The sequence below is a fragment of the Ruegeria sp. K5 genome, assembly GCF_056531805.1.
In genome coordinates this window covers 205,140-216,518 of the sequence record NZ_JBQFML010000004.1, presented here as the reverse complement: position 1 = coordinate 216,518, position 11,379 = coordinate 205,140, and the positions used below count along the sequence as shown (strand labels likewise).

9 protein-coding genes are annotated in these 11,379 nt (G+C 62.5%); 5 read left to right on the top strand and 4 right to left on the bottom strand.

All coding sequences use genetic code 11. The features are described from left to right. Nucleotides 1-41 precede the first annotated feature (41 nt). The 4 genes from ACR0MO_RS13655 (at nt 42) to ACR0MO_RS13640 (ending at nt 5,574) form a co-directional block, all read left to right on the top strand. A complete protein-coding gene (locus ACR0MO_RS13655) occupies nt 42-770 on the top strand; it encodes a dienelactone hydrolase family protein (protein WP_480891753.1) in 729 nt (242 codons plus the stop codon). A gap of 79 nt (nt 771-849) precedes the next feature. Beyond that, nucleotides 850-3,906: a valine--tRNA ligase gene (locus tag ACR0MO_RS13650; protein WP_480891750.1), complete on the top strand. Its 3,057-nt coding sequence runs from the start codon at nt 850-852 to the stop codon at nt 3,904-3,906. Between the two features lie 138 nt (nt 3,907-4,044). After that, nucleotides 4,045-5,208, top strand: coding sequence for a benzoate/H(+) symporter BenE family transporter (locus tag ACR0MO_RS13645; RefSeq protein WP_170454174.1), 1,164 nt, complete (start codon nt 4,045-4,047; stop codon nt 5,206-5,208). Between the two features lie 15 nt (nt 5,209-5,223). Continuing rightward, nucleotides 5,224-5,574 (top strand): DnaJ family domain-containing protein, encoded by a 351-nt coding sequence (locus ACR0MO_RS13640; protein WP_480874272.1) that lies wholly within the window; start codon nt 5,224-5,226, stop codon nt 5,572-5,574. Here the strand turns inward: ACR0MO_RS13640 and ACR0MO_RS13635 are convergent, their stop codons facing one another. Continuing rightward, a complete protein-coding gene (locus ACR0MO_RS13635) occupies nt 5,575-6,357 on the bottom strand; it encodes a crotonase/enoyl-CoA hydratase family protein (protein ID WP_480891747.1) in 783 nt (260 codons plus the stop codon). 130 nt (nt 6,358-6,487) lie between these two features. On the opposite strand from ACR0MO_RS13635, the gene ACR0MO_RS13630 reads away from it, so the two are divergent. Beyond that, nucleotides 6,488-7,597 carry a pyridoxal phosphate-dependent aminotransferase gene (locus ACR0MO_RS13630; protein ID WP_480891745.1) on the top strand — a complete coding sequence of 370 codons (1,110 nt, stop codon included), beginning with the start codon at nt 6,488-6,490 and terminating at the stop codon, nt 7,595-7,597. A gap of 98 nt (nt 7,598-7,695) precedes the next feature. Here ACR0MO_RS13630 and ACR0MO_RS13625 read toward each other — a convergent pair whose 3' ends face one another. From ACR0MO_RS13625 to edd, 3 genes are read right to left on the bottom strand one after another with little or no spacing between them, the layout of a single operon-like run. Further along, complete coding sequence (locus tag ACR0MO_RS13625; RefSeq protein ID WP_170454180.1) at nt 7,696-8,886, bottom strand: aminotransferase class V-fold PLP-dependent enzyme; 1,191 nt, start codon at nt 8,884-8,886, stop codon at nt 7,696-7,698. Nucleotides 8,887-8,937: 51 nt separating this feature from the next. Beyond that, nucleotides 8,938-9,570: a bifunctional 4-hydroxy-2-oxoglutarate aldolase/2-dehydro-3-deoxy-phosphogluconate aldolase gene (locus ACR0MO_RS13620; protein ID WP_480891743.1), complete on the bottom strand. Its 633-nt coding sequence runs from the start codon at nt 9,568-9,570 to the stop codon at nt 8,938-8,940. 3 nt (nt 9,571-9,573) lie between these two features. Continuing rightward, a complete protein-coding gene (gene edd, locus ACR0MO_RS13615) occupies nt 9,574-11,379 on the bottom strand; it encodes a phosphogluconate dehydratase (protein WP_170454183.1) in 1,806 nt (601 codons plus the stop codon).

The following is an 11,379-nucleotide window of genomic DNA, read 5'->3' as shown; positions in this document are numbered from 1 at the left end:
CAAATGTTGCCGCGTTACAGAAATCAGGTAGCATGCAAGCTATGGCTTGGACACATGACACCGTTTTCCCATTCACAGCCCCGCTGATCGGTGGGCAGAACACGACGCACGATGTTTACGTCGGCGGCAACGGCCCTCCGATCCTGATCTTGCAGGAATTGCCTGGCATCGGGCCTGAAACGCTGGATCTGGCAACCAAGCTGAACGCATCAGGGTTCCGCGTTTACCTGCCGCATTTGTTCGGCACCTATGGCAAGATTGAAATGGCCAAGAACGCCGCCCGGCTGTTTTGCGTGCGAAAAGAGTTCAACATCTTCGCCAGAGGCAAGCAAAGCCCCATCGCCGGATGGATGCGCGCCCTGACGCAAGAGATCAAGCAGCGCGAAAACAGCGCGGGCGTCGGTGTCATCGGCATGTGCCTGACCGGCAGCTTCGCCCTGACGCTGATGGCCGAAGATGCCGTGGTGGGCGGTGTGGCCAGCCAGCCCGCCCTGCCCATTTTTGGCGGCAAGCACCTGCATATGAGCGCGCAGGACATCGCCGCAGCCTCGGCCGGTATGACGGCGAAAGGCCCCGGATTGGCAATGCGATACGAAGGCGACAAGCTGGCCCCGAAAAAACTGATGGACGCGTTGGAACGGGCCTTTGGCGATCTTTTGGAAACCAAGGAATATCCGGGCAAGGACCACTCGCTTCTGACCCTCGACTTCCACGAACCGGCCTATCAACGCGTCGATGCCTATTTCAAAGCCCGCTTTGGCATGACCTAGGCCCGCAGGCCCTTCCCCTTCCTGCCTCCATTCGCTATTGCAGGCGCTGATCAAGGATTGACGACGCAGGACGCACCCCATGGCGATGGAAAAGACATTCAACGCGGCCGAGGCCGAGGCCCGCATTTACAAGGCCTGGGAACAGGCCGGAGCCTTCAAGGCAGGCGCGAACAAATCGCGCGACGAAAGCTTTACCATCATGATCCCGCCGCCCAACGTGACGGGTGCTTTGCACGTGGGTCACGCGTTCAACAACACGCTGCAGGACATCCTGATCCGCTGGCACCGGATGCGCGGTTTCGACACGCTGTGGCAGCCCGGTCAGGACCACGCAGGCATCGCCACGCAGATGCAGGTGGAAAAGAAGCTGGCCGCCGAGCAGCAGCCCAGCCGGCGTGAACTGGGGCGTGAGGCGTTTCTGGACAAGGTCTGGGAATGGAAAGGCGAATATGGCGGCACGATCATCGAGCAGCTGAAGCGCCTGGGATCAAGCTGCGACTGGTCGCGCAACGCCTTCACCATGGCGGGCGCGCCGCGCGACCCGCGCACGGGGCACGAAAATTCTCCGAATTTTCACGACGCGGTCATCAAGGTTTTCGTCGATATGTACGAAAAGGGCCTGATCTATCGCGGCAAGCGGTTGGTCAACTGGGACCCGCATTTCGAGACCGCAATCTCGGACCTTGAGGTCGAGAATATCGAAGTTGCGGGCCACATGTGGCACTTCAAATACCCGCTGGCGGGCGGTGAAACCTATACCTATGTCGAGAAGGACGAGGACGGGAACGTCATCCTCGAACAAGAACGCGATTACATCTCGATCGCCACGACCCGACCCGAGACCATGCTAGGCGACGGCGCGGTTGCGGTTCATCCGTCAGATGAACGGTATGCGCCAATCGTCGGGAAACTCTGCGAAATCCCGGTTGGCCCGAAAGAGCATCGCCGTCAGATTCCAATCATCACCGATGATTATCCCGATCCCGATTTCGGCTCGGGCGCGGTAAAGATCACCGGTGCGCATGACTTCAACGACAACATGGTCGCCAAGCGCGGCGGCATCCCGATGTACCGCCTGATGGACACCAAAGGCGCGATGCGAGCCGATGGCGCGCCCTACGCCGAAGAGGCCGACAAGGCGCAGGAATACGCACGTGGGCGCGCGTTCACAGAGAACGAGATCGACGCAATCAACCTGGTCCCCGACCACCTGCGCGGGCTGGATCGCTTCGAGGCGCGCGCAAAAGTTGTCGAAGAGATCACCAATGACGGTCTGGCCGTGCTGACCCGCGCCGACAACCCGGTTCTGGGCACCAAGCTGGGCGAGGATGACGACCCGGCAGAGCTGGTCCCGCTGGTCGAGAGCAAACCGATCATGCAGCCCTTCGGCGACCGCTCGAAAGTTGTGATCGAGCCGATGTTCACCGACCAGTGGTTCGTCGATGCCGAAAAGGTCGTCGGCCCCGCGCTGGATGCGGTCAAGGACGGCACGGTCAAGATCATCCCCGAGTCGGGCGAGAAGACCTATTACCACTGGCTGGAAAACATCGAGCCCTGGTGCATCTCGCGCCAACTGTGGTGGGGGCATCAGATTCCGGTTTGGTTCGGTCCAGAAAAAGAGAAATGGCAACAAACAACAAATGTTGCGGATTTCACCGCGCAGTTTTGTGGAGCAACGGAAGAGGAGGCTCTAGAGAAAGCGCGCGCATACTATGGAGATGCGGCAGAAAGCGTTATCGCTGCAACCGATTGGAACGATGCATTTGGAAAGAACTGTTTCGAGGGCGATGAGAACAACACGATTGCGATTTATCGCGACCCCGACGTCCTCGACACATGGTTCTCCTCCGGCCTCTGGCCCATTGGCACGCTGGGCTGGCCCGAGCAGACCGAGGATATGCAGCGCTACTTCCCCACGGATGTTCTGATCACCGGCTTCGACATCCTGTTCTTCTGGGTCGCCCGGATGATGATGATGCAACTGGCCGTGGTGAACGAGATTCCGTTCCACACCGTCTACCTGCACCAGCTCGTCCGCGACGAGAAGGGCAAGAAGATGTCCAAAACCACCGGCAACGTCATCGACCCGCTGGAGATCGTGGACGAATTCGGCGCCGACGCGCTGCGCTTTACCAATGCCTCGATGGCGGCGATTGGCGGCGTGTTAAAGCTGTCCAAAGAGCGCATCACCGGCTATCGCAACTTCGGCACCAAGCTCTGGAACGCCGTCCGCTTTGCCGAGATGAACGAGGTCTTCACCGACGCCGTGCCGCAACTGGACGTCGCCGACCTGAAACCCAAAGCTGCCGTGAACCGCTGGATCATCGGCGAAACCGCCCGCGTGCGCGAGGAGGTCGACGCCGCGCTGGAAAGCTACCGCTTCAACGACGCCGCCAACGGGCTCTACGCCTTTGTCTGGGGCAAGGTCTGCGACTGGTATGTGGAACTGTCCAAACCCCTGCTGCAAGGCGATGACGCCGAGGCGCAGGCCGAGACCCGCGCCACCATGCGCTGGGTTCTGGATCAGTGCATGGTCCTGCTGCACCCGATCATGCCCTTCATCACCGAGGAACTCTGGGGTCTGACCGGCGACCGCGCGAAAATGATCGTTCACGCCGACTGGCCGAGCTACGCCGCCGCTGACCTGATCGACGCGGACGCGGATCGTGAGATGAACTGGGTGATCTCGGTGATCGAAAACACCCGCTCGGCCCGTGCGCAGATGCGGGTTCCGGCGGGCCTCTATGTGCCGATGCTGGTGACGGAAATCGATGCAAACGGCCAATCAGCATGGGACCGCAACGAGACGCTGATCAAACGCCTTGCGCGGATCGACAGCCTGACCAAAGCGGATGAACTGCCCAAAGGCACGATCTCAATCGCCGCCCCCGGCGCGTCTTTCGGCCTGCCGCTGGCCGACATCATCGACATCGGCGCGGAAAAGGAACGGCTGGAAAAAGCCAAAGGCAAGCTGGCCAAGGAACTGGGTGGCCTGCGCGGGCGTCTGAACAACCCCAAATTCGTGGCTTCGGCCCCGGAAGAGGTGGTGGCAGAAGCCAAAGCCAACCTCGCCGCCCGTGAAGAGGAAGAGGCGAAACTGAACGAGGCGCTCGCCCGTCTGGCCGAAATCGCCTGATCTTCATCTTTTCGCAAATACTCAAATCCCGAACCCCGCCTCTCACCCGGCGGGGTTTTTTATGGGCGGCACGGCTTTCCCCTTGCTGATCATGGCCCGCGATTGTTAGCAATTTGCTCAAACAACCCCGAGGCAGCAATGGCGCACCCCCTTCCCCCCGTGCAGACAATCTCGACCGGCCTCGTGGTGGCGGTGGTCGGGTTCTTCAGCTCTTTTCCGATTGTGTTACAGGGCCTTGCGGCGATGGGCGCCTCGGGCGCTGAATCCGCATCCGGCCTGATGATGGCGGCGATTGCGATGGGGCTGGCGGCCATCATCCTCAGCCTTTGGCACAAGCAGCCAATCAGCGTGGCATGGTCCACGCCCGGTGCAGCCCTGCTTGCGGTCTCGGCCACACCTGCTGCTGGCTTTTCGGGGGCCGTCGGCGCGTTTCTGTGCGCCGGAGCCCTGACCGTTCTGGCCGGGCTCTGGCGGCCATTGGGGCGGCTGGCCGCGGCGATACCGACGACACTGGCGCAGGCCATGCTGGGCGGAGTGCTGCTGCCCCTGTGCATCATTCCCTTCAAAGCGGCGGTCGATCTGCCGTGGCAGGCCCTGCCGGTGATCCTGACCTGGTTCATTGCGGGCCGTTTCAACCGGCTGTTCGCCGTCCCCGCCGCCGTGGTCGCGGCGGCCATCGTCGTTGTCCTGAACGCCGGAGGCAGCCCGGTCCGCCCCGAGCATCTGGTGGCCGCGCCGGTCTGGACCATGCCCACATTCTCGGTCGCGTCCGCTGTCGGGATCGGCATCCCGCTGTTCATCGTCACCATGGCCACGCAGAATATCCCCGGCATCGCGGTGATGCGCAGCTTTGGCTACACGCCGGATGCGGGCAAGCTGTTCCCGGCGGTCGGAGGGGCCAGCTTCCTGTCGGCCCCGTTCGGAGCGCCCGCCACCTGTCTTGCCGCAATCACCGCTGCGATGTGCTCGAACGAGGACAGCCACCCGGACCGGGACCAGCGCTATTGGTCGGCGGTCATGGCGGGGGTGTTCTACTGCCTGTTTGGCGTCTTTGCGGTGGCGATCACCGGATTTGCCGCCCATGCCGACCCGCTGTTGATGGGAACCCTGACCGGAGTTGCGCTGATCGGCGTAATGGCGAACGCAACCTTTGCCGCGCTCGAAGTGCCTGCCGAACGTGAAGCGGCCATCCTTACCTTTGCCATCACCGCTTCGGGGATTACCGTTTTTGGGTTGGGTGCCGCGGTCTGGGGACTGCTGGCGGGCGGCATTGCCTATCTGGCGACAAACCGAATCCGCTAGCTGCCGGGACCAAGATTGAGGTACAGTGAAGACGTGTTTGGACCGCTGGGAAAACTGATCGAACGCCAGATCAAAAAGGCGCAGGCCGAAGGCCAGTTGCAGGGGCTTGAGGGCGAAGGCAAACCCCTGCCCGACCGGTCTGCCGAGGCGCAAGGCGATCCCGCCATTGCCGCCGGGCACCGGATCATGGCGCAGGCCGGTGTGCTGCCCGAAGAATTCGAGATCCGGAAAAATCTGGACGCCGCCCGCAAGGATTATGCCGCGCTGACCGACCCCGAGGCCCGCAAGGCCGCCATGGCCCGCATCGCCGAACTTGAGATGCGATACAACATGGCCCGCGATGCGCGACGGGCCTTCATGCGGTGACTATTTGAACTCGGGCTTGCGGCCCTGCATCTGGGCCATCACGACCTCCATCTGATCCGGCTTGCCGATCAGTTCCACCTGCGCGGCGGACTCCTCAAGCAGCACGTCGGCGCGGGGCCGGGTCTCGGCCACATCAATCAGCCGTTTCGCCGCACGGATGGCCGAGGGGCTTTTGCCCGCGATGTCTTCGGCCAGTGCCTGCGCCTCGGTCAGCGGATCGTCCGAGAGTTTTGTGACCAGCCCCCACTCGGCGGCCTGTGCCGCGCCGATGGGGCGCGCGGTGTAGGTCAGCAGGCGCAGCACATCCGAGCGCACAAGATTCGGCAGCAGAACCATGCCGCCCATATCCGGGATGATGCCCCATTTCATCTCCATCAGGGCCAGCTTGGCCTCGGGGTGGGCGATGCGGATATCCGCGCCCAGCGCGATTTGCAGCCCGCCGCCATAGGCCACGCCCTGAATGGCGCAGACCACCGGCACCGGCACGCGCCGCCAGATCATCGCGACCTCTTGCAAGGGGTTGGCGTCCTCATGCGTGCGCGGCATCAGCATCTCGTTCGGATCGGCCTGCGCCAGCCCCGCCATGCTGGCCATGTCCAGCCCGGCGCAAAAGCTTTTGCCTTCACCCGACAGCACAACGGCGCGGGCGTCCGAGGCCGCGACGTCCTGCCCGGCCGACACAATCGCCTTGAACATCGCGTCATCCAGCGCATTCATCTTGTCGCCGCGTGTCAGCGTTACGTGGGCAATGTGGTCTTTGTATTTGACGGATACGCGCGCCATGCAGGGCCTCCCAACTCTGGTTTTTGTCAGCATGCCCCGAAAGGCGGGCCGAGTTCCACTGCGACGTCAGGGCAAAGGCCGGCCTTGGCTGAGCCTTGTCGAGCCGCGCGACTTGCGTTTATCTGCACGTATGACCGGACCACGATACACATCCCTTGCGCAATCCCTGCCTGCCACCGTGCCCTTTGTCGGTCCCGAAACACAGGAGCGTCAGCGCGGCGCGCCCTTCACCGCCCGGCTGGGCGCAAATGAAAGCGTGTTCGGCCCTTCGCCGCGCGCAATTGAGGCGATGCGACAGGCAGCGACCGAGATCTGGATGTATGGAGATCCGGAAAACCACGATCTGCGCGTTGCTCTGGCCGACCATCATGCTGTGTCAGCCGAGAATATCGTGGTTGGTGAAGGCATCGATGGGCTGCTGGGCTATCTCGTGCGTTTGCTTGTAGGTCCGGGCGACGCGGTTGTGACCTCGGATGGGGCCTATCCGACGTTCAACTATCACGTCGCGGGCTATGGGGGCGTTTTGCACAAGGTGCCCTATGCCGCAGACCACGAAGACCTGTCGGCCCTGTTTGCCAAGGCCACCGAGGTTGGGGCCAAGCTGGTTTATCTTGCCAATCCGGACAACCCGATGGGCAGTTGGCACAGCGGGGAGGATATCGTGACCGCGATGGAGGCACTGCCCAAGGGCTGCCTGCTGGTGCTGGACGAAGCCTATGTCGAATGCGCGCCCGAAGGTACGGCAGCGCCGGTATCGGCAGAAGACCCGCGCGTGATCCGAATGCGCACGTTTTCCAAGGTCTACGGGATGGCCGGAGCACGGGTCGGCTATGCGATTGGTGCGTCTGAACTGATATTGGCCTTCAACAAGCTGCGCAATCATTTCGGGATGAACCGCGCGGCACAGGCCGGGGCGCTGGCCGCGTTGGCGGATGGGGCCTGGTTGGCGCAGGTTCAGGGTTTGATCGACGCGGCTCGGGATCGGATCAACCAGATTGCGCGGGACAATGGGTTGGTGCCCTTGCCCTCGGCCACCAATTTCGTGGCGATTGACTGCGGTCGGGATGGTGTCTTTGCCAAGGCAGTATTGGAGTCGTTAGTCGCGCAGGGAATCTTTGTGCGGATGCCTTTTGTTGCCCCGCAAAATCGCTGTATCCGGGTCAGTTGCGGGACGGATGCTGATCTGGATGCATTTGCGGTCGCGTTGCCCAAAGCGCTGAACGCGGCGCGCGGGATGTGATCGGCGCAGGGGGGGCTGTCTGCCCCCCAATCGCGCATTGCGCGATTTCCCCCCGAAGATATTTTTGGCCAGATGAAGCAGCGGATCCTGTTGAGGGGTTACCCCGCAAGAACGGCAGCTGCAGCATCGAGCGCGCCTGAGCCGCGGGGAATGTTCAGCGCAGCAAGGCCGGATTCGACGCCACCCAGCATCCCCATGATCATCTGCCCGTTTACATGGCCCATATGGCCAAGGCGGAAACAGCCGTCTTCATCCGCCATTCCAAGCCCGATCCCCAGTGTCAGGCCCAATTGGGTCTCGGTGTATCTGCGAAGTGATGTTCCGCGTCCATCGGTCAGGCGTAGCGCGGTCACCGCGTGGCTGCGGTGCTGGCGGTCGGCGATGTTGATGTGCAGGGCATCGCCCTGGGACCAGATCTCGCAGGCGGCCCAAACGGCTTGTGCCAGACGTTCGTGGCGGGCCCAGACATGCTCGATCCCTTCCGCATGGATCATGTCCAGCGCGGCGCGCAAACCATATAAGTGGTGGGTGGGCGCGGTGCCGTTGAAATACTGGTAGAACAGATCGGGATTGGCGCGCGGCACCCAGTCCCAGTATTGCGAGACGCGGGGCATGGTTGCACGTTTCGCCTGTGCCTTGTCGTTGAAGAAGACAAAACCAACGCCTGCCGGGGTCATCAGCCCCTTTTGGCAGGCGGTCACCATGACATCGACGCCCCAGGCATCCATCTCGAACCGGTCGCAGCCCAGCGAGGCGATGCAATCGGCCATCAGAAGCGCCGGATGATCCAGATTGTCCAGCAGCGCGCGAAGGGTTGGAATATCGTTGCGGACCGAACTTGAGGTATCGACATGCACCGCAAGCACCGCTTTGATCTGGTGGGCGGTATCCGCGCGCAGGGCCTCGGATATCTGGTCGAAATCCCACGGCGACGCGGTGCCGAAATCCAGCAGTTGGACCTTGGCGCCGATCCCATCGGCCATCTCGGCCCAGCCATGGGTGAACCGGCCCGAAGCCGGGGCCAGCACCGTTTCACCCGGTGCGATCACGTTGGACAGCGCCGCCTCCCACGTGCCGTGGCCGTTGGAGATGTAGATGGCGACATTGTGATCCGTGCGGGCCACGCGACGCAGGTCGCGGGTCAACGCGGGCATCATCTCGATCAGCGCGCCTTCGTAGATATTGGGCGACGGTCGGTGCATCGCCTGCAGAACCGCGTCGGGTATGACGGACGGACCCGGAATCGCCAGATACCCGCGCCCCTGCGCAAGGGAGATTTGGTTTGTCATGGGATCAACCTGTATGAATTGATCCTTACCCTAGCGTTGCTTTGGGCGGCGTCAATCCGTCAGGCGGGACGCCTCGCGCGCAAGAGTTTCAATGCCTGCCCAGTCGCCATCCTGCACCATCTGTTTCGGCGCGACCCAGCTGCCACCGGCGCAGACCACGTTGGACAGGGAGAGGTAATCGCGCGCATTTGCCGGGGAAACTCCGCCTGTGGGGCAGAATTTGATCTGGGGCAGAGGTGCTCCGATCGCTTTCAATGCGGGCGCGCCGCCCGAGGCTTCGGCAGGGAAGAATTTCAGCATGTCATAGCCCCGTTCCAGCAGCGCCATCGCCTCACTGGCGGTGGCTGCGCCGGGCAGCAGGGGCAGGCCTTCCGCCTCACAGGCAGCAATCAATGCGTCGGTCGCGCCGGGTGAAACACCGAATTGCGCGCCCGCTTCTTTCGCGGCGCGGACATCGTCGGGCGTGACCAGTGTTCCGGCCCCAACGACACCGCCCGGCACGTCGGCCATGGCCCGGATTGCGTCCAGAGCCGCCGGAGTGCGCAATGTGACCTCAAGCGCCGGAAGGCCGCCAGCGACAAGTGCTTCGGCCAGCGAGCGCGCTGTGGCGGCATCGTCCACGACCAGAACCGGAACAATCGGGGCCAGGGAGCAAATCTCGCGCGTGCGTTGGGTTTTGGACATGGCTTACACTCCGAAAATGCTGGCACCGGTGTCGGCGGACCCGACATTGGCGCGGAATGTGCCGAACAGATCGCGCCCGACACCAAATTGATTGGCCGAGAGATCGGCCTTCGCAGGCACCCGGTCCAGAACCCCATCGGTGAGGATTTCCAGCTCACCTTTCACCGCATCGACCCGCACCAGATCGCCATCCTGCAGATATGCGATTGCACCGCCATCCAGCGCCTCGGGCGAGACATGGATTGCCGCCGGAACCTTGCCGGATGCGCCGGACATGCGGCCATCTGTGACCAGCGCAACCTTCTGTCCGCGCCCCTGCAGTATCGACAGAATCGGGGTCAGCGAGTGCAGCTCGGGCATGCCATTGGCTTTCGGCCCCTGGAAACGCACGACAACAATGACGTCATCGGTGAACTCACCGGCTTTGAAGGCGGCTTTGACTTCGTCCTGATCGTGGAACACGCGGACCGGGGCTTCGACCACCTGATGTTCAGGCGCGACGGCAGACACTTTCATGACCCCGGTGCCCAGATTACCGGTCAGGCGCGACAGGCCTCCGGTGGGTTGGAACGGGTCCTTGGCTGAACGGACGATCTTTTCGTTCAGGCTGTGGCCCGTGCCGTCTTGCCACGTCAATTCTCCGCCGATCAGCTTGGGTTCTTTGGTGTAGTTGTGCAGGCCCTGCCCAGCGACTGTCAGTGTGTCGGGATGCAGCAGGCCATCCTCGAGCAAGGTGCCGATGGTGTAGCCCAACCCTCCGGCGGCGTGGAAGTGGTTCACGTCGGCCAGACCGTTGGGGTAAACCCGCGCAACCAAGGGGACCACGGCGGAGACGTCCGAGAAATCCTGCCAGTCCAGCACGATACCACCCGCGCGGGCCATAGCGATCAGGTGGATCAGCAGGTTCGTGGATCCACCGGTAGCCATAAGACCCACGATCCCGTTCACAAAGGCGCGTTCATCCAGGATCTGGCACACTGGCGTATAGTGATTGCCCAAAGCGCTAAGCGACAGCGCACGGCGCGCGCCCTCTTCGGTCAGGGCATCGCGCAGCGGCGTGTTTGGATTGATGAAGCTGGAGCCCGGCAGGTGCAGGCCCATGAACTCCATCAGCATCTGGTTGGTGTTGGCAGTGCCGTAAAAGGTGCAGGTGCCGGGGCCGTGATAGGCGGCCATTTCAGCGGCCATGAGTTCTTCGCGACCAACCTCTCCTGCAGCGAATTTCTGGCGAACCTTGGCCTTTTCATCATTCGGCAAGCCACTGGTCATCGGACCGGCAGGCAGGAACACCGCGGGCAAATGACCAAACGCTTGTGCGCCGATCACAAGACCGGGGACGATTTTGTCACAGACACCAAGGAATACAGCCGCATCATAGGTGTTGTGGCTGAGCGACACTCCGGTCGCCAAAGCGATCACGTCGCGCGAGAACAGGGACAGTTCCATCCCCGCCTCGCCTTGGGTGACGCCATCGCACATGGCGGGCACACCGCCTGCGACCTGAGCGGTTCCGCCTGCGGCGCGAATGGCCTGACGGATCAGCTCGGGGTAACGTTCAAACGGCTGGTGAGCCGACAGCATGTCGTTATAGGCGGTCACGATACCCAGATTGCCCGCCGTACCTGTGGCCATAGCCTGCTGGTCTGTGCCCGCCCCCGCATAGGCATGGGCCTGACCGCTGCAGGACAGATGACCCCGCGCGGGCCCCTTGGATTTGGCCTGCTCCATCCGTTCCAGATGCGGGCCACGCAGGTCGGCGCTGCGGTCGATGATCCGCTGGGTGACGTCCTTGATGACGGTGTGAACCAT

Coding starts and splice junctions, on each gene's coding strand:
- ACR0MO_RS13655 (WP_480891753.1), top strand. CDS start 42: ATGGCTTGGACACATGACACCGTTTTCCCATTCACAGCCCCGCTGATC.
- ACR0MO_RS13650 (WP_480891750.1), top strand. CDS start 850: ATGGCGATGGAAAAGACATTCAACGCGGCCGAGGCCGAGGCCCGCATT.
- ACR0MO_RS13645 (WP_170454174.1), top strand. CDS start 4,045: ATGGCGCACCCCCTTCCCCCCGTGCAGACAATCTCGACCGGCCTCGTG.
- ACR0MO_RS13635 (WP_480891747.1), bottom strand. CDS start 6,357: ATGGCGCGCGTATCCGTCAAATACAAAGACCACATTGCCCACGTAACG.
- ACR0MO_RS13630 (WP_480891745.1), top strand. CDS start 6,488: ATGACCGGACCACGATACACATCCCTTGCGCAATCCCTGCCTGCCACC.
- ACR0MO_RS13625 (WP_170454180.1), bottom strand. CDS start 8,886: ATGACAAACCAAATCTCCCTTGCGCAGGGGCGCGGGTATCTGGCGATT.
- ACR0MO_RS13620 (WP_480891743.1), bottom strand. CDS start 9,570: ATGTCCAAAACCCAACGCACGCGCGAGATTTGCTCCCTGGCCCCGATT.
- edd (WP_170454183.1), bottom strand. CDS start 11,379: ATGGTTCACACCGTCATCAAGGACGTCACCCAGCGGATCATCGACCGC.